General features: G+C 40.0%; 20 protein-coding genes. 7 read left to right on the top strand and 13 right to left on the bottom strand.

The features are described from left to right. Nucleotides 1–39 precede the first annotated feature (39 nt). Nucleotides 40–495, bottom strand: coding sequence for a thioesterase family protein (locus tag ACJJVZ_RS17390; RefSeq protein WP_405602252.1), 456 nt, complete (start codon nucleotides 493–495; stop codon nucleotides 40–42). Between the two features lie 790 nt (nucleotides 496–1,285). Here ACJJVZ_RS17390 and recQ point away from each other — a divergent pair. The 4 genes from recQ to ACJJVZ_RS17410 all read left to right on the top strand — a co-directional run bounded on the left by recQ (nucleotide 1,286) and on the right by ACJJVZ_RS17410 (nucleotide 6,125). Continuing rightward, entirely contained in the window at nucleotides 1,286–3,109 is a 1,824-nt protein-coding gene (gene recQ, locus ACJJVZ_RS17395; RefSeq protein WP_273049997.1) for a DNA helicase RecQ, read from the top strand. Nucleotides 3,110–3,116: 7 nt separating this feature from the next. Then, on the top strand, nucleotides 3,117–3,401 hold the full coding sequence (locus ACJJVZ_RS17400) for a DUF3630 family protein (protein ID WP_405602256.1): 285 nt from the start codon (nucleotides 3,117–3,119) through the stop codon (nucleotides 3,399–3,401). Nucleotides 3,402–3,698: 297 nt separating this feature from the next. Then, the gene (locus ACJJVZ_RS17405) at nucleotides 3,699–5,402 is read left to right on the top strand and encodes a POTRA domain-containing protein (protein WP_405602259.1); all 1,704 of its coding nucleotides are present in this window, start codon (nucleotides 3,699–3,701) and stop codon (nucleotides 5,400–5,402) included. A gap of 150 nt (nucleotides 5,403–5,552) precedes the next feature. Then, a complete protein-coding gene (locus tag ACJJVZ_RS17410) occupies nucleotides 5,553–6,125 on the top strand; it encodes a mechanosensitive ion channel domain-containing protein (protein WP_077536975.1) in 573 nt (190 codons plus the stop codon). 60 nt (nucleotides 6,126–6,185) lie between these two features. Here ACJJVZ_RS17410 and ACJJVZ_RS17415 read toward each other — a convergent pair whose 3' ends face one another. From ACJJVZ_RS17415 to ACJJVZ_RS17425, 3 genes are all read right to left on the bottom strand, one after another. Next, on the bottom strand, nucleotides 6,186–7,244 hold the full coding sequence (locus tag ACJJVZ_RS17415) for a succinylglutamate desuccinylase/aspartoacylase family protein (RefSeq protein ID WP_138583924.1): 1,059 nt from the start codon (nucleotides 7,242–7,244) through the stop codon (nucleotides 6,186–6,188). After that, entirely contained in the window at nucleotides 7,231–8,136 is a 906-nt protein-coding gene (rimK, locus tag ACJJVZ_RS17420; RefSeq protein WP_077536973.1) for a 30S ribosomal protein S6--L-glutamate ligase, read from the bottom strand. The genes ACJJVZ_RS17415 and rimK overlap by 14 nt, the downstream gene beginning before the upstream one ends. Before the next feature lie 72 nt (nucleotides 8,137–8,208). Next, on the bottom strand, nucleotides 8,209–8,631 hold the full coding sequence (locus ACJJVZ_RS17425) for an ATP-dependent zinc protease (RefSeq protein WP_405602263.1): 423 nt from the start codon (nucleotides 8,629–8,631) through the stop codon (nucleotides 8,209–8,211). Nucleotides 8,632–8,916: 285 nt separating this feature from the next. Here ACJJVZ_RS17425 and ACJJVZ_RS17430 point away from each other — a divergent pair, with 285 nt between their 5' ends. Then, nucleotides 8,917–9,888 carry a zinc transporter ZntB gene (locus tag ACJJVZ_RS17430; protein ID WP_193154859.1) on the top strand — a complete coding sequence of 324 codons (972 nt, stop codon included), beginning with the start codon at nucleotides 8,917–8,919 and terminating at the stop codon, nucleotides 9,886–9,888. A gap of 60 nt (nucleotides 9,889–9,948) precedes the next feature. Here ACJJVZ_RS17430 and rraB read toward each other — a convergent pair whose 3' ends face one another. The 9 genes from rraB to ACJJVZ_RS17475 all read right to left on the bottom strand — a co-directional run bounded on the left by rraB (nucleotide 9,949) and on the right by ACJJVZ_RS17475 (nucleotide 18,987). Next, entirely contained in the window at nucleotides 9,949–10,284 is a 336-nt protein-coding gene (rraB, locus tag ACJJVZ_RS17435; protein ID WP_007376503.1) for a ribonuclease E inhibitor RraB, read from the bottom strand. Continuing rightward, nucleotides 10,284–10,997, bottom strand: a complete 714-nt coding sequence (locus ACJJVZ_RS17440) for a 1-acylglycerol-3-phosphate O-acyltransferase (protein WP_138583921.1) — start codon at nucleotides 10,995–10,997, stop codon at nucleotides 10,284–10,286. The genes rraB and ACJJVZ_RS17440 overlap by 1 nt, the downstream gene beginning before the upstream one ends. Before the next feature lie 184 nt (nucleotides 10,998–11,181). Next, nucleotides 11,182–13,476: a DNA topoisomerase IV subunit A gene (parC, locus tag ACJJVZ_RS17445; protein ID WP_405602267.1), complete on the bottom strand. Its 2,295-nt coding sequence runs from the start codon at nucleotides 13,474–13,476 to the stop codon at nucleotides 11,182–11,184. Between the two features lie 10 nt (nucleotides 13,477–13,486). After that, a complete protein-coding gene (locus ACJJVZ_RS17450; protein WP_405602269.1) occupies nucleotides 13,487–14,581 on the bottom strand; it encodes a PQQ-dependent sugar dehydrogenase in 1,095 nt (364 codons plus the stop codon). 29 nt (nucleotides 14,582–14,610) lie between these two features. Next, a complete protein-coding gene (gene parE, locus ACJJVZ_RS17455) occupies nucleotides 14,611–16,500 on the bottom strand; it encodes a DNA topoisomerase IV subunit B (RefSeq protein WP_138583918.1) in 1,890 nt (629 codons plus the stop codon). A 41-nt stretch (nucleotides 16,501–16,541) separates the two neighbouring features. Next, nucleotides 16,542–17,102 carry a YqiA/YcfP family alpha/beta fold hydrolase gene (locus ACJJVZ_RS17460; RefSeq protein WP_405602273.1) on the bottom strand — a complete coding sequence of 187 codons (561 nt, stop codon included), beginning with the start codon at nucleotides 17,100–17,102 and terminating at the stop codon, nucleotides 16,542–16,544. Beyond that, nucleotides 17,087–17,872 (bottom strand): metallophosphoesterase, encoded by a 786-nt coding sequence (locus ACJJVZ_RS17465; RefSeq protein ID WP_405602276.1) that lies wholly within the window; start codon nucleotides 17,870–17,872, stop codon nucleotides 17,087–17,089. The genes ACJJVZ_RS17460 and ACJJVZ_RS17465 overlap by 16 nt, the downstream gene beginning before the upstream one ends. Beyond that, nucleotides 17,859–18,317, bottom strand: coding sequence for a DUF1249 domain-containing protein (locus ACJJVZ_RS17470; protein ID WP_405602279.1), 459 nt, complete (start codon nucleotides 18,315–18,317; stop codon nucleotides 17,859–17,861). Before ACJJVZ_RS17470 ends, ACJJVZ_RS17465 begins: the two co-directional genes overlap by 14 nt. Nucleotides 18,318–18,360: 43 nt before the next feature. Then, nucleotides 18,361–18,987 (bottom strand): NUDIX domain-containing protein, encoded by a 627-nt coding sequence (locus tag ACJJVZ_RS17475; RefSeq protein ID WP_182702188.1) that lies wholly within the window; start codon nucleotides 18,985–18,987, stop codon nucleotides 18,361–18,363. 150 nt (nucleotides 18,988–19,137) lie between these two features. Here ACJJVZ_RS17475 and tolC point away from each other — a divergent pair, with 150 nt between their 5' ends. Together tolC and lpxL are read left to right on the top strand one after the other, a co-directional pair. Next, nucleotides 19,138–20,493, top strand: a complete 1,356-nt coding sequence (tolC, locus tag ACJJVZ_RS17480) for an outer membrane channel protein TolC (protein WP_405602282.1) — start codon at nucleotides 19,138–19,140, stop codon at nucleotides 20,491–20,493. Between the two features lie 108 nt (nucleotides 20,494–20,601). Continuing rightward, a complete protein-coding gene (lpxL, locus tag ACJJVZ_RS17485; RefSeq protein ID WP_405602284.1) occupies nucleotides 20,602–21,531 on the top strand; it encodes an LpxL/LpxP family Kdo(2)-lipid IV(A) lauroyl/palmitoleoyl acyltransferase in 930 nt (309 codons plus the stop codon). Nucleotides 21,532–21,546: the final 15 nt, after the last annotated feature.

Consider the following 21,546-nt stretch of genomic DNA (forward strand, 5'->3'; position numbering starts at 1 on the left):
GTGATTTAAAAGGTCGCTAGTCTACTTGCCATTGCTGTTTTATCCAACTAAATACGTGCCTGTACCAAAAGCAATTTGAATCGCTTGTTCATTATGTAATTCCATACGACATACACACACCTTGTTACCAGAACGAATAAGTGTGGCGCTCGCAGTAAATACCTCCCCCTTACCTGGGCGTAAATAATCGGTGCGCATATCGATGGTGCCAAGCGTTGCTAATTTTTGTTGCACGCTTTGTATATCAAAATCAGTGAGCTTATCAATTACACTGGCGGCAGCGAGCATGCCTCCAACGTTATCGAGCACAGCAGAGATAACACCACCGTGTAATATTTTTTGGGCTGGGTTGCCTATAAAAACGTCTTGCCAAGGAAAACTTATTTTTGCTTGCTCTGGAGTAAGTGACTCAACCGAGATATTTAAAAACTGATTAAATGGCATGCCATTTACAAACAATGCGCCCACTTGTTCAATTAACATTTCTTTATTCATTATTATTCTCTATGTTTAAACTGGTACGATGAGTAAAGCATAACTTAAGCAAAACTACGAGGCTCTCGTTAAGTCATTTTAATCATTTTAAATAAGCCTGATATTAAAAAGCTATTTCAACACTAGGGCGTGTTGAACTTTGGTGGGTGAATTTGCAGCAGTATGTTTGGTTTTTAGGCAAGGCAGAGCCTATGTAGTGTGGTATTCCCCATAAATAGGCGATAACGCAGCATAAATACCAAACATGCGCTGCCCTTTGGGTTCTTTTTAGGGACGATTAACTCTTTGTTGCTCGGTTTTTACTTAGCCCGCTAGGTTACAAACTTCGCGCCGCGATTTAATCGCCCCTAGATTGAACAAATTTCAATCCACAAAGATCAACACGCCCTAGGGTCTGTTGATCTTTCAAGGTTAAATTTGCAGCAGTCTGTTTGGTATTTAGGCAAGGCAGAGCCTATGTAGTGTGGTTATTCCCCATAAATGGGCGATAACGTAGCATTAATGACAAACAGGCGCTGCCCAAAGGGTTCTTCCTAGGGGCGATTAACTCTTTGTTGCTCGGTCTTTACTTATTCTTACAGGGATGTAAGCCATTAGAGTAACGCAGGAGCAGTTACCGAGCCCACTAGGTTACAAACCTCGCGCCGCGATTAAATAGCCCCTAGTCTGAACAAATTTCAATCCACAAAGATCAACAGACCCTAGCAGAGTTAAATTTACTTACAATAGGGGTAAGGTTAAGTAATTCAGCTAAAGACATCTCACTAAAAAACCACTAAAATACCCGCCAATGAATACATCAACACTATCTTCAAGCACACTAGTGCGCAAACCTGAAACTGTCCTCAAACAAGTGTTTGGCTACAGCGAATTTCGTGATGGTCAAAAAGCAGTTATCGATGCGGCTCTAAATGGGCAAGATTCGCTTGTATTACTGCCTACTGGCGGTGGTAAATCGGTATGTTATCAAATTCCGGCTTTAGTGCTTGAAGGCGTAACCATTGTTATATCTCCGCTCATATCACTAATGCAAGATCAGGTCACTCAACTACAAGCACTTGGTGTAAAAGCTGCGTACGTTAATAACAGCTTAGCACGTGAAGAGCAGCAGTTGGTGTATCAACAACTTCATCAGGGGTTAATTAAACTCTTATACGTAGCACCTGAAAAAGTATTGCAGCGCGATTTTTTAGAGCGTTTATCACATTTAAATGTAAGTTTGTTTGCTATAGATGAAGCCCATTGTGTATCACATTGGGGCCACGATTTCAGACCACACTACTTTCGTTTAAACGAACTAAAACAGCGTTTTGCACATGTACCCATGATGGCGCTCACTGCCACAGCAGATAAAGCCACCCGTTTCGATATTGTTGCACAATTAAAGTTACAACAGCCGTATATTCACACTGGCAGCTTTGATCGCCCTAATATTCGTTACACCATAGAAGAAAAATTTAAACCTATGGTGCAACTGCTGCGCTACTTAAAAGAACAAAAAAGCCAAAGCGGAATTATTTATTGCACTAGCCGAAAACGTGTAGATGATATTGCTGAAAAGCTGGCCGATGCAGGGCTAAATGCCGCCGCCTATCACGCTGGTATGAGTAACGAGCAACGCCAATTTGTACAAACTGGCTTTGCCCGTGACGATATTCAAATTGTGGTGGCAACCGTTGCCTTTGGTATGGGTATTAATAAACCTAACGTACGTTTTGTGTTGCATTACGATATTCCAAAAAGTATAGAGTCGTATTATCAAGAGACTGGACGTGCTGGGCGAGATGGCCTTGCTGCAGAGGCTATTATGTACTTTGATCCGGCCGACATTGGCCGTGTTAGGCGTTTTTTTGAAGATATAGACGACGAACAACGTCGTCGCGTAGAAGAGCAGCGCTTCAATGCAATGGCAAGTTTTGCTGAAGCACAAACATGTCGTCGCCAGATTTTGCTCAATTACTTTAGTGAATACCAACGCGAACCTTGTGGTAACTGCGATATTTGCTTAAATCCGCCAAAAAGCTTTGATGGTACGTTGGTAGCCCAACAAGCCCTATCCTGTGTATATAGAGCCGATCAACGCTTTGGTCTTGGTTATATTGTTGAACTACTACGCGGCGCAAATACTAGCCGTATACGCGATAACAACCATCACGAGCTAAGTACCTATGGCATAGGTAGGGATAAAAGCAGTGAGTTTTGGCTCAGTATTTTACGTCAACTAATTCATCAAGGCTTGCTTAGCCAAGATATAACGCAAGGTGCATCACTTCGTTTAACAGAAGCAGCTCGCGCTATTTTAAAAAGCGAATATGCACTGCAACTCGCTGAGCCTCGCCTGCAGGCTAAGCACGTTTACCAAGATAAACTCGCACAGTTTAACTACGATAAAAAACTATTCGCCCGTTTAAGAGCGTTGCGTAAAGAGCTTGCTGATGCCGATGATGTTCCACCTTATGTTGTATTTAACGATAAAACATTAGCCGAAATGGCGCAGCTTATGCCTACAAACGATAGCGAATTTTTGAAGGTATCGGGGGTTGGATTTACCAAATTAAATAAATACGGCGGTGCCTTTTTAACTGCAATTCGACATTATCTAGCTACCCAATAAGAGTGTTATGACAAAAATAGAATATAACCACATTCATAAGTGCATTACCATATACCCACAAGAGGCCCCTCATGATGAGGACTTTGAAATATGGGGTTCTTTGTTTTTACATTCTGATGAAATAACAATTAATGAATACTCTGCTGGAGCGGATCGTCACCAAATTAGGTTTACTTATCAGCTGCAAACTTTTAATTTAAATTTTGAACATTACAGTGAGAGCACGTGGATCAATGGCGAAGGTTTCGATGCCGAACACTTACTTGCTGCCCTTACTTTTTATTTAAGCTAAGAAGCTGCTTATGGTTTGCCCTCGTTGTCTAAATCACCGCGTCGGCATATTTCATAAACGTATATTGGTATAAAAATCGAGTAAGTTTTTTATATTCTACTTACTCCGTTAAAAATACGTTTTAGTAAATAATCCCATCGTCGCTACGAAGTTCAACCTAGAACTCACTTATAAGCACTCCCCTAATAATTGACTATATTTTATTTCTTTACTCAATACTTTTAACTTACATTTTTATAACAATGATGTAAGCTGATATCACGGTAGTCATTTGCTACGAAACAATAAAGAGTTTAAATGGTTAATAAAAAGCGGATAGCACATTATTGTATTAGCTTAAGTATTTTAAGCTTTTTTATTCCCAACGCATTAGCGCAAACTAATGGTGATAGCAGCTGCCCAATTGAAAAATTAAAACACTCTGATGATAACAATTTACGTCGTCAGCTAAACGATAATACAATCCTTATTGCAGCTAAGCCCGACGCAAAGATTGCAACCATTTCACTTAAGCAACTCAATGTATTTAATACTGAATTAGAAGCTGAGAATAATGCACTGTTTCGCTTTGCTAACCGCGCTCACATACAAACAGAGCCTGAAGTAATTACAAACTTATTACTATTTACTGAAGGCGATAAATACGATGCTAAAAAACTAGCTGAATCAGAGCGTCTTCTTAGAAAAGAAGGCTATTTGTATGACGCTCAAATCAGCGCAACTGAAAACTGCGATGGCGACATTAACGTAAACGTAGTGACTCGTGATTTATGGACTTTATTACCCGAAGTAAACTTTAGCCGTAGTGGCGGTGAAAATAAATCGAGTATAGGTTTTAGAGAATCAAACCTGTTTGGTTGGGGTAAACGTTTGTCGTTTTCGCGTACCACAGACAGTGACCGCAATGGTTATTTATTTGTGTATGATGATCCTAACATTTTTTCTAGCCGATATCGTGGCCGATTAGAATATGCCGATAATAATGATGGAAAACGTCATTTGCTCGAACTAACCTACCCGTTTTATGCGATAGATACTCCTTTTAGTTATGGTATTTTAAGTTACTCTGAGCAGCGCGAAGAGTCGCTATATCGAAGAGGGGAAGAGTTTAGTGAATTTGATCAAATAACCGATTTAAATAGCGCATACATAGGCCATTCTAAAACACTAAATAATAATTGGACCCAGCGCATAAGCTTAGGCTACGTAGATGAGCAGCATACATTTAAAGCAATAGACACAACCTTTGCGCCGTTAGCAAAAGACAGAAGCTTAAGTTACCCTTACATCAGCGGTCATTGGTTTGAAGATAACTTTATAAAAGTGCGCAACTTCGACAGTATCTATCGTACTGAAGATTTAAACCTAGGCTGGAATGTTAAAGCTTTACTTGGTTATTCAGATGAGTCACTGAGCGATGATGACAGCCGCGCTGTCTATTCTTTTAGTTTCAAAAAAGCACACTTTACTGGCGATAATACGTTATGGCGTTTTAATACCGATATTGAAGGTTATTGGAATAAAGAAGATAAACAACTCGAAAACTTTAAAGCCACCAGCCAAATTCAATATTATTTAAATACCAGTATTGATGAGTCTTGGTATATAAAAGGACGCTTGCAGTATGCAAAAAACCTCACTGCTGATCAGCAACTTACTTTAGGCGGTGAAACTGGACTGCGCGGTTATCCAATGGATTATCAACACGGTGATCGTAGCTTTTTATTCAGCTTAGAAAAGCGTTATTACTGGGAATACGATCTGCTTCAGCTATTTAAAGTCGGTGGTGCTGGATTTCTCGATATAGGGCGAGCATGGTTTAACGGTAAAAATAATGGCGAAAATAATCACGTGCTAAAAAATGTAGGCGTGGGTCTACGCCTTGCGCCAAGCAGAGCCAACGCAGGCACCATGATCCACATTGATGTAGCAGCTCCCCTTGACAGTGACGGTGATGCAGACTCAGTACAATGGCTAGTCAATGTAAAAAAATCGTTTTAAAAAATACCAGTAGGGATAAATATTAGCAATTTAACGAATTAAATCACCCTATATTTAAGTTGATAGTTACACGAAATAGCTATTTCGTTGCATACTAAAACGTTAAACTATCTACTTAATTAATGCTTATAATTGATTTGAGAGCGTATTTTGGAACCGTTAGAAATTTTAGAGTTATTTGGCACGCAATATAAACTCATTGTAACCTTAATAGCCTTATTGCTTTTTCCTGTGTTATTAAAGCTGACAAAAAAATTACTCGAAAAGGCAATTAAAGGTAAAGTCGATATACATCGTAAATACCGTGCAGAGCTGCTGTTAAAAATTATACTTGCTATTGTAATGCTCTGTTTAGTGCTTGTGTTTTGGGGGATTGAGTTGCGTGGCTTACTTGTCCTTGGCTCTTCATTGTTTGCTATGCTAGGTGTAGCGCTTTTTGCTGCATGGTCGTTATTAAGCAACCTTACTGCATTTTTGTTAATGTTTATTCAAAACGATTGCCGCGTTGGCTACTGGGTGCGAATTATTGATGGTGCTAATCATGTGGAAGGCCGGATTGTAGAAATGGGCTTAATGAACGTTGTACTTGAGCACATTGACGGGCACCGTGTTATTTATCCTAATAACCTTTTTGTAACTCGTCCCGTACTGGTTTTAAATAAACAACCCAAGCCAACAAAAACACCTGTTATAAAACGTATTATTGGCCCTAAAAAACCCTAAATTAAAACCTGCACATACAAAAAAGCCGCTTTAGTCGTCACTAAAACGGCTTTTTATAAATTAATTATTTAGCTCAGCTGTTTTTAGCTCGTCATCTAAATCATTGATTTCGTCTATGAAGCTCTCTAACTGCTGCTCTACTAAACTATTATCACTAGCAAAATAAGCAAGATGAAATACTGCATCCCCCTCATTTACCAATGGCATCGTTTGCTGACCAATAACAATACCGCCTTTAGGCGCTAAAAGCTCAAGCTCTGAATCACCTAATGGGTTACTAATATAAGCAAGTACCTGCCCCTTGATTACACGTTCACCTAACGACACTTGTGCACGTACAATGCCATCAACTTCAGCGCGTATCCAACTAGTCGAGCCAGCAATAATAGGATCTGGTAATTTTTTAGGACGCTTGCCACGGATCATTTTTAAATGACGCATAACATAATCAACACCCTGCACACCGGCTGCAATAGCAATAGGGTCAAAGCGCAGTGCCTCACCCGCTTCATAGGTTATAACAGGTATACCTAAGTTTGCAGCTTCACTACGCAATGAACCATTTCGTAATGAGGCATCAATAACCGCTGGCGTGCCAAATGCCTTAGCCATATCTGCCGTTGCTTGATCGGCTAAATTAGCGCGAATTTGCGGTAAGTTAGTTCGGTGAATAGCCCCCGTATGTAAGTCAATAATATGCGTGCAATGCACGGCTACTTTATTAAAAAACATATACGCCATTCGCCCAGCAAGCGAGCCACGCTCAGAACCAGGAAAACTACGATTCATATCGCGTCTGTCTGGTAAGTAACGCGACTTATGAATAAAACCAAACACATTAACAATGGGCACAGCTATTAACGTGCCACGTAGCTGACTAGGATCTATTTTAGCAAGTAACTGGCGCACAACTTCAACGCCATTTAATTCATCGCCATGAATAGCAGCACAGACCATTAGCACAGGCCCTTCCATCACACCGTTAACCACTTCGATTGGAATATTAAGAGGTGAATGGGTGTAAAGTTTAGCAGCCTCCAAGGCAAGTGTTTTACGCTCACCTACGCCAATGCTTTCACCTAATAAAGTGAAAGGGCGGTTAATTTTAACCTTTGCCACGTGTTGCAGTTCCTTTACTTGAAGCATTTTTTTCGATGAAGTCAATCACCATGCCCGCAATATCTTTACCTGTCGCTATTTCAATACCTTCAAGACCTGGTGATGAGTTTACTTCCATCACAAGTGGACCACGCGACGAACGAAGTAAATCGACACCTGCTACGTTTAAGCCCATTGACTTAGCTGCAGCAACTGCTGTTTTGCGCTCTTCTGGAGTAATGCGAACTAATGTAGCACTACCACCACGGTGAAGGTTTGAACGGAACTCACCTTCTTGTGCTTGGCGTTTCATTGCTGCAATAACTTTGTCACCTAAAACGAAACAGCGAATATCTGCACCACCCGCTTCTTTAATGTATTCTTGCACCATAATATTGGCTTTTAAGCCCATGAATGCTTCAATAACACTTTCTGCCGCTTTACGCGTTTCCGCAAGAACAACGCCGATACCTTGAGTGCCCTCAAGTAATTTTATAACTACTGGTGCGCCCCCCACCATTTCAAGTAAGTCTTTTACATCATCTGGCTTACTAGCAAAACCTGTCACTGGCATACCCACACCCTTGCGTGACAAAAGCTGCAGAGAACGTAATTTATCGCGTGAACGGGAAATAGCCACAGATTCATTTACAGGGTACACGCCCATCATTTCAAACTGACGTAAGACAGAGCAGCCATAAAAAGTCACAGATGCACCAATACGTGGAACTATTGCATCAAAATCTTTTAGATTTTCACCACGGTAGTGAATTTCTGGCTGCTCTGAGTTTATGTTCATATAACAACGTAATGCATCGATCACTTTAACTTCGTGCCCGCGCGCTTCTGCCGCTTCAATTAAACGGCGTGTTGAATATAATTTTTTGTTACGAGATAAAATACCAATTTTCATAGTTAAAACCTTAACTAAGTTGTATAGCATTAACTTTTCAGATTTTTATTACCAATCTAAAAACTCAATACTTTATAATAAATGAGATAAAGCCGGGTCAACGACTATGCGATTTTCCATGGCTGTACGCCCTAATAACATTCTAAACTTCATTGTTGAACGCTTCGTCAATGTAATTTCTATCGGCCAACTATCGTTGCCTGCATGCAATGTTGTCTCTATAAAATAACGTAGTTCTCGCTGTCCACCTGAGCTAGTTACATATTTCTTTTTTTTAACTTTTACATTGCAGGTAACTTGCGTTTGCTCATCTTCTTGCAATGGTTGGGCTGTAAATTTAACCCATTTTTCTCCGTTAACTTCATATTCTTCAATATTAATTGCATGAATACATGAAGTACGGGCGCCGGTATCAATTTTAGCTTTTATTCGATCGATGCCAAGCTCTGGTAAACTTAGCCACTCACGCCAACCAACTGTTATCTTTGCTGTCATAAATGTGCCCTTATTAAAAAAGTGACTTATACGCTACAGGCCAAAAAACACCAACGAAATAAATTTATCTAGTCGATAAAACAATTTGATTGTTCTTTATTAGCAACTAGTTTAACAATACACACCCCAGCTAAGAATTAAAAAACAGTAAAAACCTTTATGTGTATTTACTTCAAAATTTTAAGTAACAGCGATAACTTATATAAAAATATAGCTAACTTATATTACTTAAGTGGGTACACTATAGTTAACAGTATTAAAAATACACTATTATGAGAAATTAATATGATTAATGGCTTACTCCATGCCCTTGTGCTTGACGAAAAAGGTGGCGCTCGCGCTATAGAAAACAGCGATGAGCTGCATAACTGGAAGCCAGAACAAGGAAAGTTATGGGTACATATGGATTACAGTCAAAAGGAAGTTGTTAACTGGCTTAAAAACTGTGAGTTTTTAACCGATTATGAACTTGAATCGTTAACCGCAGATGAGACACGCCCCCGAATTACATCTGCAACTAACGGTCATATGCTATTTTTGCGTGGCATTAATTTAAACCCAGCACAAAGCCCAGAAGACATGGTGTCAATTCGTCTTTTTATTAACCAAGATATTGTGATCACCACACGTAAACGCCGCTTATTGTCAATACAAGACATTCTCACGACATTTCACACCAATACAGGCCCATGTAATATTTCTGAGCTAGTATGTTCTATTACACAAAAACTAACCTCTCGCATGCAAAGCGTTATCGACTCACTAGATGAGACACTCGACGAGTTTGAAGAAGAAATAGATGAGCCAAGTAAAAAGTTTGATAACCAAGGCCTATCACAATTACGTCGTCAAGCAATTGCCTTGAAACGTTATTTAAAACCGCAAAAAGAAGCCCTTAGTTCAATGGTCAATAATCACTACCCGTGGCTGTTAGATGACGATAAAGCAAAACTAAATGAGACTACAAACTTACTAATTCGCTACCTTGAGGAACTAGACAGCTCCATTGAACGGGCGCAAATCATTCAGCAAACAATCACCAACCAAGTCTCTGAGCAGTTAAACCAACGAATGTATGTGATGTCGGTGGTGGCCGCATTATTTTTACCTTTGGGCTTTTTAACCGGTCTTTTAGGTGTAAACGTAGGAGGAATACCGGGTACAGAGAGCCCCTATGCATTTACGCTATTTGTGGTGTTTTTAGTGGTCTTAACAGCGAGTATTGGTGTGTATTTCAAAAATAAAAAATGGCTATAATATCGATAAATTAAAAAAGGCGAGCATTTCACAATGCTCGCCTTTTTTCATACGGTGGAGTTACTCCTGAAAGTAAGTCCCCCAACCGTCGTATTCTACTTCGCATTCAACGGCTAATTGCGCTAATTTATCAACGTCTTCCATAATAACGTCAACATCAAGCTCAGCTTCTACAACTATGTCAAAGCTCCAAATTTTACTGCCGTCTTCAAGCTCAAGCTCTGCAGGCTCTTCAACATCGTAACCTAATTTAAAAGCAGCAAGCGCTGCTTGCTCTAATTTAGGGAAATCTTCACACACAAAGTGATGCTCTACTTCATAAAGTATTTCAGGATCAGACCCATCTTCAAGTAATGATGATACGATGTCTTCACTTATTTCACGCCAGTTTTCCATTATTTTTCTCTCACTTGAGCATCTAATTCAGTTATTTTAGCAGCCATAATACTGTGTACATTTTTGGCGTGCTCTCGCGCACCAATACTTTCATCAAGTGATATAGGCGCTAACATTTCTATATAAATTGTACCATTATCCCAACGATTTAGCTCAATGGTTTTATGCGTTGTACTCATACATACAGGTACTATGGGCACATCTGCACTCATTGCTGTATGAAAAGCCCCTGTTTTAAAAGGTAATAAACCACGTCCATAACTACGTGTACCTTCCGCAAAAACCCAAACAGATAGGCCATTTTTCTTTATCTTTTCAGCGGCTTTTGAAATTGTACCCGCAGCTTTAGAGCGATTTGATCGATCAATTAAAATATTACCTGACAACCAATACAGCTGACCAAAGAATGGAATCCATTTTAAACTTTTTTTGCCTAAACTTACGCAGTTTTTTGGCACCATGGCTGGAATAGTAAATAAATCATAACTATTTTGATGATTAGCAACATAAACAGCTGGGCCTATGTCGGTGGCACTTTTGTGACGAGTTAAAACCAGTTTAACGCCAATCATTTTAGCCATTGAGCCAAACCAGCCCGCTATAATATGCACGTTATTAGGGTGAAATGGCCTTACTAATGACAGTAGTAAGCCAAAAAAACAACTCAATAATATAAACAACAGCATAATAAAAATACGTATAACAGCTAACAAATGGGCTTCTCCAAAAATCAATTATGAGTATTATAGCGTTATTTTGTGACACAAACGAGTCAATAGCGCACAAGTGTACGCTGAAATATTTAAGCTGCTTGTTTTAATATTGCTTTAAAATGGTTTTAAAACAAAAACGGCCTGCAAATGTAGACCGTTTTTATTTATACAAAAAAGTGATTGGCTACTCTTCGCTAATAACGTCTATTGGTTCATCATCTTGAGGAGTTAGCTCTACAACAGCCTCATCAACACGTTGCAAGCCGCGTGGTAACTTATTACCTCTACGGCCCCGCTCACCATGATAATGCTCTAAATCGCTTGGTTTAAGTGTTAATTTTCGTTTACCGGCATGAAGCGTTACACTACTTCCTTCTGGTACAACAGCCAATACTTTTACAAATTCTTCGCGAGCTTGGACTTTAGCCCCTGGAATAGAAATTATTTTATTACCCTTACCTTTACCTAATTTTGGTAAGTCGCGTAATGGGAATAAAAGCATTCGACCTTCGTTAGAAATAGCCATACAGTAATCACTTGCTACATCGTTTACTCTTATTGGTGAAAGTAATATTCCACCTTTAGGAACACTGACCAGCGCTTTACCATTTTTATTTTTACTCACTAAATCTTTAAAATCAGTAATAAAGCCGTAGCCCGCATCTGACGCCATCAATAAGACTTGCTCATCTTCACTCATTACTACATGTTCAAAATTAGCGCCGGCGGTTAAATTAAAGCGTCCTGTCATCGGCTCACCTTGGCTACGTGCAGAAGGTAGGCTATGAGCATCGGTTGCAAACGCCCGTCCTGCTGAGTCTAAAAAGACCGCTGGTTGATTGCTCTTACCTTTTGCTGAAGCTCTAAAGCCATCACCAGAGCGATAACTTAACCCTTGTACATCTAAGTCATGGCCTTTACCAACGCGTGCCCAGCCTTTATCTGATAGCACGACAGTAACTGACTCTGAAGGTATTAAATCTTTTTCGTTAAGTGCTTTCGCTTCTGAACGCTCGATCACTGGCGAGCGGCGATCGTCACCGTACATTTCAGCTGCTTCTTGAATTTCTTTTTTAAGCAGTGTTGACATACGACGTTCTGAACCCAAAATTTGCGCTAATTTATCACGCTCTTTGGCTAGTTCATCTTGCTCACCGCGAATTTTAAACTCTTCAAGTTTTGCTAAATGACGAAGCTTTAATTCTAAAATCGCTTCCGCTTGCGTATCAGTTAAATCAAAGCGCTCCATTAATACAGGCTTTGGTTTATCTTCGCTGCGGATGATTTCAATCACTTCATCAATATTTAAAAAGGCGGCTAATAAACCCTCTAAAATATGTAGACGCGCTAATACTTTATCTAAGCGATACTGCAAGCGGCGACGCACGGTTTCGCGTCTAAATATTAGCCACTCGCTTAAAATACAACGTAAGTCTTTAACTTGTGGACGACCATCTAGTCCCAACATGTTTAAGTTTACACGGTAGTTTTTTTCTAAATCGGTGGTCGCAAACAAGTGCGCCATCAATGGCTCTGCTTTAATACGGTTAGAGCGCGGTATAATCACTATACGAGTTGGATTTTCGTGATCTGATTCATCACGTAAATCGGCAATCATGGGTAATTTTTTAGCGTTCATTTGCGCTGCAATTTGCTCAAGCACTTTACCACCAGAACATTGATGCGGAAGCGCTGTAATCACTATATCGCCATGTTCTTCGGTGTATACCGCCCGCATTTTGATAGACCCGCGACCGGTTTTATATATTTTATGAATATCGGCTTTTGGGGTAATTATTTCAGCGTCGGTTGGATAATCTGGTGCATGTACAAGCTCAAGTAATTCTTCCAGCTCTGTTTTTGGTTTATCAAGCAATAAACAACATGCACTGGCGACTTCTCGTACGTTATGTGGCGGAATATCGGTTGCCATACCAACTGCAATACCGGTTATACCGTTAAGCAAAATATGTGGTAAGCGAGAAGGCAGTACGACGGGCTCGTCCATTGTGCCATCAAAGTTTGGTGTCCAATCGACTGTGCCTTGGCCAAGCTCTTTTAATAGTACTTCTGAAAATTTAGACAAACGCGCTTCTGTATAACGCATTGCAGCAAACGATTTAGGGTCATCTGCAGCGCCCCAGTTTCCTTGCCCGTCTACCAATGGGTAGCGATAGGAAAACGGCTGCGCCATCAATACCATCGCTTCGTAACAGGCGCTGTCGCCGTGTGGATGGTACTTACCGAGTACATCACCCACTGTACGGGCTGATTTTTTATACTTAGCATTAGCTGATAAACCCAGTTCGCTCATCGCATAAATAATACGTCGCTGTACTGGTTTTAGGCCATCGCCTACATGCGGTAGAGCACGATCCATGATTACGTACATGGAATAGTTTAAATAAGCGTCTTCGGTAAAACGCCCCATAGTTTGTTGCTCAATTCCTTGCATTAGCAAGGTATCTGTATCACTCATTAAAGCTTACCTAGTTTTTCTTATAGCTTACACGGTAGATTACATTGGCGTAATCATCGCTTACTAACAGACTGCCGTCGCCTAATTCTGCAAATGCAACAGGGCGTCCAAATGTTATTTCGTTTTTCATAAAGCCAGTAATAAAAGGTGTATATTTAGTTACGCGACCGACTTCAATTGTTGCTAACCCTACTTTGTAGCCTGACTTTTTAGAACGGTTCCATGAGCCATGTTCAGCTACAAATAATTGCTGCTTATAACTTGCTGGAAATTGCTTACCATTATAAAAATGAATACCTAGTGGTGCGACATGCGCTGGAAGAGCGAGGGCTGGCGACGTGTAATCGGCAATATTTTTGCCTTTGCCAAACTCAGGATCGATGATCGCACCTGCGTGCACATACGGAAAGCCAAAATGTTCGCCCTCTTGCGTTGCACGGTTTAACTCATCCGGTGGAATATCATCGCCCATCATATCGCGACCGTTATCACTAAACCATAAGGCTTGGGTGGCAGGATGAAAATCAAAACCTACTGTATTTCTAACCCCTTTTGCTATGGTTTTTATTTGTTTAGTTTCGACATCTAACGCAAAAATTCGGCCAAAACGATCGTCTTCAGCACAAATATTACACGGTACACCAACCGGTATGATTAACTCCCCCGTTGGTGCAAAACGTAAAAATTTCCAGCCATGGTGACGCTCAGATGGCAATGCGTCATACAGTATTTCAAACTTTGGTTTTTTTAATTGAGTATCAATATTTTTAAAGCGAATAATGCGATGTACTTCACCTACATACAGGTCGCCATCTTTAATGGCTAAACCCGACGGCATATTTAATCCCTCGGCAACCAGCATTTTTTTATCAGCAACACCGTCGCTATTATGGTCGATAAGCGCATATACATTGCCTGCTTTACGAGAACCTACGTAAACAATCCCCTTTTTTGAAACCGCTAATTGACGTGCATTTTCTACATCATCTGCAAATAAGCTGATTTCAAACCCAGGTGCTACAGTAAGCTCGTCGAGTATGTTTTTAGCTATTGCCGGAGCGGTAGTCAGCCCAAGTAATAGCAAACTTCCTAGTAACTTATTCATTCGTCTCTCCTAGTGTTAAGCACAAGTAACTAAACTTGTGCCTTATTACCATGATCCTCTAGCCATTGACGACGATCTGGCGATCGTTTTTTAGCAAGCAGCATATCCATCATTTCCATGGTCTCTACTTCTTCATCAAGTGTAAGCTGCACCAAACGTCTGGTATTTGGATCCATCGTAGTTTCACGAAGCTGCAACGGATTCATTTCACCCAGACCTTTGAATCGCTGTACGTTTACTTTTCCGCGCTTTTTTTCTGCTTCTATACGCGCCAAGATAGCGGTTTTTTCGCCTTCATCAAGTGCGTAGTAAACTTCTTTACCAATATCAATTCTAAATAATGGCGGCATTGCAACATACACATGCCCTGTTTTTACTAGCTCTGGAAAATGACGAACAAACAGAGCACACAATAGAGTTGCAATGTGTAATCCATCCGAATCAGCATCGGCCAATATACAAATTTTATTGTAGCGCAATCCCGACATATCGGTTGATTCGGGGTCAATACCCAGTGCCACTGAAATATCGTGTACTTCTTGCGATGCGAGTATTTGCCCCGATTCAACTTCCCACGTATTTAAAATTTTACCTCGCAGCGGCATAATTGCCTGAAACTCACGATCGCGCGCTTGTTTAGCAGAGCCACCTGCAGAATCCCCCTCTACTAAAAATAATTCAGTACGGTCGTTATCAGCGGCACTACAATCTGTTAATTTACCTGGTAATGCAGGGCCTGCGGTAACGCGTTTACGAACTACTTTTTTAGCAGCGCGTAAGCGGCTTTGTGCATTTGAAATGCATAACTCCGCTAACAGCTCTGCGGTATCAGTGTGCTCATTTAACCACAAGCTAAACGCATCTTTTACAACACCCGATACAAATGCAGCGCACGAGCGTGATGATAGTTTTTCTTTGGTTTGACCTGCAAATTGTGGGTCTTGCATTTTAACTGACAGCACGTAACTACAGCGCTCCCAAATGTCATCTGGGGTTAACTTTACGCCACGCGGGAGTAAGTTTCTAAACTCACAAAATTCACGCATTGCTTCAAGTAAACCTTGGCGTAAACCATTTACATGCGTACCGCCTTGTGCGGTAGGGATCAGGTTCACATAACTCTCGGCTATGGATTCGCCACCTTCAGGTAGCCATACAACAGCCCAATCTGCACCTTCAATTGAGCTTTTAAATTCGCCTACAAACGGGTCCTGCGGTAATGTTTCAAAGCCTTTAATAGCTTCAATTAAGTAATCTTTTAAGCCTGTTTCGTAAAACCACTCTTGGGTTTCTTTTGTTTGTTTGTTAACAAACTTAATACGTAACCCAGGACATAAAACCGCTTTGGCTTTTAATAAATGGTTTAGTTTAGTAATTGAATAGTTTGGTGAATCAAAATAGCTAACATCTGCCCAAAAACGAACCGTAGTACCTGTGTTGCGCTTACCCACAGTGCCAATTACGTTTAAGTCTTCTACTTTATCGCCACTTTCAAATGCCATTCTGTATTGCTGAGCATCGCGTCGTACCGTTACTTCAACACGCGTAGATAACGCATTTACTACAGAAATACCGACACCGTGTAGACCGCCAGAAAATTGATAGTTTTTATTAGAAAACTTGCCGCCGGCGTGTAACTTAGTGAAGATTAATTCAACCCCAGGAATGCCTTCCTCAGGGTGAATATCAATGGGCATACCACGTCCATCATCACTTACTTCAAGCGAGTTGTCTTCGTGAAGTATTACGTCAATACGAGTAGCATGACCCGCCATCGCTTCATCGACACTGTTATCGATAACCTCTTGGCCTAAATGATTTGGCCTTACAGTATCGGTGTACATCCCAGGACGTCTTTTTACCGGATCTAACCCATTAAGTACTTCAATGGCTTCGGCGTTATAATTTTGATCACTCATAATTTTTATCTTTATATGTGCTAAGACGAGCTTAGCTAGTTTTACGTGATTTTAAGAAAATCTACAATATTCGCAAAAGTGCTTTCAAAACCTGTATAGCTATGATCACCACCAAATTCTACCAATTGCTTGCATTGTGAATAATAATTTACTGCGTGTTGAAAATTTAACACTTCATCGCCTGTTTGCTGTAGTAAATACAATAATTCAGGGTGTTTTAGTTTATCGACAGCCAGTGCTTTTAAAGCGTTTATATGACTGTTATTTAAATCATAATAATAATCTTGATACGGATTATAATTTGGACCAAGTAACGTCTGCAATAATGTGTACGGTGCTACTGCGGGATTAATAACCACTGCAGGAATTTGATAACGCTGCGATAAATATGTGGCAAAAAAACCACCTAACGAGCTACCTAATAAAACAGTATTAGGCGTTATTAATTGCTCAAGCTTAATTATAGCTTGTAGAGGCTCGTGGTTTAAGTTCGGTACACAATAATCAACATCATAGTTTGCCATAAGCTCACCAAAGCGCACAGCTTTATATGATTTTTGTGAACTATTGAAACCATGAATATAAATTACCCGTTTAGCCATATGACTTCCGTTTTTACACTTGTTCTAGCTTTTTGCGCGTCTATATAAAACATTCTGTAAGCGGGGCCACAATTTTGCTGCAGCCACTGTGCGCTATACTTTTTAAACTGCACTGAACTGGCTGGCGTTGCATAGACTTTTAGATCTCTATAGCTTTGTTCATATTCATTATGAACATGACCATGAAAAAGCCCACTAACATTACCACTATTTACCAGAACATTTAATAATTGAGGCCCATTTTCAAGCATATGTTTATCGAGGTAACCATTTATTGGCAATGGATTATGGTGACAAAAGATGAGCTTATCATTACTTGATTGCACTAAACAATCGGCTATTTCATCTAAATGCGCACCGCTAACCCAGCCAGCTGGTGTGGGACCTTTTGAGTTAATAAGTAACAACTCAATTTCGTTTGCCACTATATGTTTAGCGCTATTTATCTGCCCACCACTTATACGACTCAACATTGCTGTTTCATCATGATTACCTGGCAGCCAAAATACAGGGCATGTTAATGCGCTTTTATGTATCAATTCACTAAACAGCAGGTAAGATTCAAAACTGTGATCTTGTGTTAGATCACCACCAAAAATCACACCATCTAGTGCTTGCGTGGCCATATGCGCTAATGCTTGCTCAAAATGTGATGCCGTATTTACACCAAAGTACTCATCCGCTTTATCAGCAAATAAATGGCAGTCAGTTATATGAGCTATGCGTAATGAAGACGTATTAAATTTGTAAGGCTCATTAAACCAGCCCATTATTTACATCCCAATTAAGGGTTGCTTGCCCATGCTCAACACAAGCTACAAGCCAGTCATATAAAAACGCATTGAGTTGATACTTTTCATCTTTTTGGTGCATTTTAGGATTAGGGTATCCATAAGATGGCTTGATTCGCTGATGATAATCGTGATGAATAATTTCAGCAACTTTAGCATCGTGATACAACCTTACAGTTAAATATAGCGGTGTAATACTTTTCACCATGCCTGTTAGTTGCTTGATTGAAATATCCATAGTGTATTTTGCGCTACCATCAATTTTTGTAGCAAACTCACTGTTGCCTAGTTTTACTTCGCGAATGCTTCCTACATTGCGCTCGCTAGGTAACAACTTTAATAGTCGCACGTAATTATGCTCACAAAGCGTTAAATACTTTGGGAGGCTTTGAATATATCGCTGCGTTGCTAATTGTGCTGTCAAAGTACCACCATTATTTTTTAACCGAATTTAGTTAATTTAAAAGTTATGCCCACTTTCCTTTCATTTTTTCGCGATTAAGTGCAAGCCACTGCATGCAGATAACCGTTGCGGCATTATCCATTTCACCGTTATTGAGCCGCATTAACGCATCATCAACCGATAAAACGTGTGTTTTTATATCTTCGCCTTCGCTTTCAAGGCCATAAACCCCCGATTTCACTTGGCTTAAATCAGCACGAGCTAAATATAAATAGAGGCGCTCTGTTGTGCCCCCAGGGCTTGATAAATATGAAAGCATAAATTCAAGCTCTGTTAACTCAAGTCCAGCCTCTTCATACGCTTCTTTTTTAACAACTGATTCATAATCTGTACTGCCATCCGTCATTCCGGCTATACATTCTAGCAGCCACGGCGAATGCTTGCTTTTAATGGCGCCAATTCGTATTTGTTCAATTAAGAGAATGCTATCTGATACGGGATCATAAGGAAGTACAGCAATTGCATCGCCTCGTTCTAAAATTTCACGACTAATTAACTGTGAGGTGCCACCTGCAAATAATGCATGTTCAAACTCGTATAAATTAACCTGAAAGAAACCTTTGTAGAGATTTTTTATCGGTTTTATGTTCACATCTTTATGTGTAAATTGAACCAAGCTTTTATTTACCATCTATTGGTTTCCTATATTGCTCAACAACTAAAATGCGATAATATATCCTGTTACATTTGAACATACGGTTTTACAAAAAAATTTTTTTTTATGAAGTAAAACAGGTTAACATGCTTTTAGTATAAAAATTGTCTAAGGACTGAACCTAATATGAAAAAGAACATCCTTGCGGCGCTGGTTAGTTTATCATGCGCATTAGGCGCTACAGCCGCTAACGCTGAAGATTTACTACAAGTTTTTGAAATAGCGACAGCTAACGATCCCACCGTGTTAAAAGCAAAAGCCCAAGCTGATGCACAATCTTACCAAAGTGATCTTGCCATGAGTGCATTATTACCTCAAATTGGTTTAAGTATGGGTTACAAAAAAACTGATTCAACCTCTTATAGACAATCTGAAGATTTATCGGCTATTAATCAGTTTAATACTGATAACGATGAGTTTTCTCGAGGCTTAAGTTTAAGCCAAACTTTATTTGATTTAGGCGCTTGGAACTCGTTAGACATTGCAGACAAACAAGCTCTGCAAGCAAGTGCGCAATACGATGCAGCTAAGCAAAACTTAATTATACGCGTTGCTGAAGGTTATTTTAACGTATTAAGTGCGGTTGACAACCTTGAGTTTGTAGAAGCTGAAAAACGTGCTATTGAACGCCAACTTGAACAAACAAAACAGCGTTATGCAGTGGGCTTAACAGCAATAACTGATGTACACGAAGCGCAAGCTCAGTTTGATAATTCAGTAGCTCAAGAGATTATCGCCGGCAATGCTGTAGAAACAGCCCGTGAGCAACTTCGCGAAATCACTGGTAAGTATCATGCAAAATTAGACTTTTTAAATACCGACAGCTTCTCTACAACTAAGCCTGCCAAACTTTCTTCAGATTTTGTTAAAGTTGCTGAAAACAAAAATATTAGCTTACAAGTCTCTAAAGTAACCGTCGATATTGCAAAAGATCAAATTGAGCAAGCAAAAGCGGGGCATTACCCAAAACTAACTCTAAACGCTAGCTATGGCGATACCCTAACTGATTCAACGACAAATAATATAGATTTTAATAATCGCCCACGTGAAGATTTATCATCTGTCGGGATTAACTTTAGTGTTCCACTCTATTCAGGTGGCGCAACGGTTGCTGCAACAAATCAAGCCCGTGCATTTTACGTAGCTGCAAGTCAAGATTATGAAACCAATTACCGTGCTATAACACGCACAGTTATTACATCTTACAACCAAGTTGTTTCGGACATTGCTACCTACAAAGCACTAGAGCAAGCGGTTGTTTCAGCCCAAAGTGCGCTTAAAGCAACTGAAGCGGGTTTTGAAGTGGGCACACGAACTATTGTTGATGTATTGGTTAGTACACAAAACTTATACAACGCTAAGCGTAACCTTGCTGATGTACGTTACAGATATGTGCTGTCGACTCTACGCTTAAAGCAGGCTGCAGGTACGCTACAAAGTGAAGATTTAGTGGCTATAAACCAAGGTTTAAAAGCCGCTTAGGTTATAGTTGGAATAAAGTGTTATACAGCCAAAGCCAGCTACATGCTGGCTTTTGTATTTTATAACGCTTAGCGTTAAACTAGTGTTTTTTATTATTAGAGAATTTTTGTGGTCACCTCATCTCCTTTCAAAGCATCTTTTTTAGGCCCTCGATATTGGCTGACGTGGATCGGCATTCTATTTTTATATTTAATATCTTGGTTACCACAAAAATTACAATTAGCGATGGGGGAATTGCTTGGGCGTTTAGTTTATAAATTTATGAAGCGCCGCCGCCATATTGCAGAAGTTAACATTAAATTATGCTTTCCAGATATGAGCGCAGCAGCTCAAAAAGCTTTAGTTTTGAAAAATATGGAAAACACCGGTATCGCTATGGTCGAAACAGGTATGGCTTGGTGGTGGCCGCAATGGCGTGTACAAAAAGCACTTGGCTCATTAAAAGGGCTTGAACACTTTGAGCGTATGCAACAATCTGGTAAAGGGGTTTTGCTGCTTGTTCCCCATATTTTACATTTAGAAATGGCTAGCCGTATTATGGGTTTAAAATGCCAAGGTATTGGTTTTTACCGTCCTCATAATAATCCGCTTATAGAATACTTTACAACCAATGGACGCTTACGTTCAAACGAGTATTTAATTGGCCGTAAAGATGTGAAAGGCTTATTAAAAGCACTCAAAAACAAAAAGGTGTGTTACTACTTGCCGGATCAAGACTACGGCCGTAAACGCTGCGAATTTGTTCCATTTTATGCAGTACCAGATACAGCAACAACTACTGGCACACTTATGTTTGCTGGCAGTAAGTACTGTGAAACCATGAGCTTAATTACTCGCCGTGATGAAAATGGCAAGTATCATTTAGAAGTATTACCCGAGCTCGAAAATTTTCCCAGTGGCAATAATAAAGCGGATGTAACACGTGTTAACCAACGCATAGAACAATCTGTTAATGCAGCACCAGAGCAATATATGTGGCTGCACCGCCGCTTTAAAACGAGACCTGACAAAAATACCCCTTCTTTTTACAAGAAGTAATTGATATAACTATTA

Origin of the sequence: Pseudoalteromonas sp. Ld19 (genome assembly GCF_045064135.1) — a bacterium.
GTDB lineage: Bacteria > Pseudomonadota > Gammaproteobacteria > Enterobacterales > Alteromonadaceae > Pseudoalteromonas > Pseudoalteromonas aliena.

Bases quoted from the DNA above. Each gene is read 5' to 3' on its own strand.
- ACJJVZ_RS17390 (WP_405602252.1), bottom strand. From the start codon at position 495: ATGAATAAAGAAATGTTAATTGAACAAGTGGGCGCATTGTTTGTAAAT.
- recQ (WP_273049997.1), top strand. From the start codon at position 1,286: ATGAATACATCAACACTATCTTCAAGCACACTAGTGCGCAAACCTGAA.
- ACJJVZ_RS17400 (WP_405602256.1), top strand. From the start codon at position 3,117: ATGACAAAAATAGAATATAACCACATTCATAAGTGCATTACCATATAC.
- ACJJVZ_RS17405 (WP_405602259.1), top strand. From the start codon at position 3,699: ATGGTTAATAAAAAGCGGATAGCACATTATTGTATTAGCTTAAGTATT.
- rimK (WP_077536973.1), bottom strand. From the start codon at position 8,136: ATGAAAATTGGTATTTTATCTCGTAACAAAAAATTATATTCAACACGC.
- ACJJVZ_RS17425 (WP_405602263.1), bottom strand. From the start codon at position 8,631: ATGACAGCAAAGATAACAGTTGGTTGGCGTGAGTGGCTAAGTTTACCA.
- ACJJVZ_RS17430 (WP_193154859.1), top strand. From the start codon at position 8,917: ATGATTAATGGCTTACTCCATGCCCTTGTGCTTGACGAAAAAGGTGGC.
- rraB (WP_007376503.1), bottom strand. From the start codon at position 10,284: ATGGAAAACTGGCGTGAAATAAGTGAAGACATCGTATCATCATTACTT.
- parC (WP_405602267.1), bottom strand. From the start codon at position 13,476: ATGAGTGATACAGATACCTTGCTAATGCAAGGAATTGAGCAACAAACT.
- ACJJVZ_RS17450 (WP_405602269.1), bottom strand. From the start codon at position 14,581: ATGAATAAGTTACTAGGAAGTTTGCTATTACTTGGGCTGACTACCGCT.
- parE (WP_138583918.1), bottom strand. From the start codon at position 16,500: ATGAGTGATCAAAATTATAACGCCGAAGCCATTGAAGTACTTAATGGG.
- ACJJVZ_RS17460 (WP_405602273.1), bottom strand. From the start codon at position 17,102: ATGGCTAAACGGGTAATTTATATTCATGGTTTCAATAGTTCACAAAAA.
- ACJJVZ_RS17465 (WP_405602276.1), bottom strand. From the start codon at position 17,872: ATGGGCTGGTTTAATGAGCCTTACAAATTTAATACGTCTTCATTACGC.
- ACJJVZ_RS17475 (WP_182702188.1), bottom strand. From the start codon at position 18,987: ATGGTAAATAAAAGCTTGGTTCAATTTACACATAAAGATGTGAACATA.
- tolC (WP_405602282.1), top strand. From the start codon at position 19,138: ATGAAAAAGAACATCCTTGCGGCGCTGGTTAGTTTATCATGCGCATTA.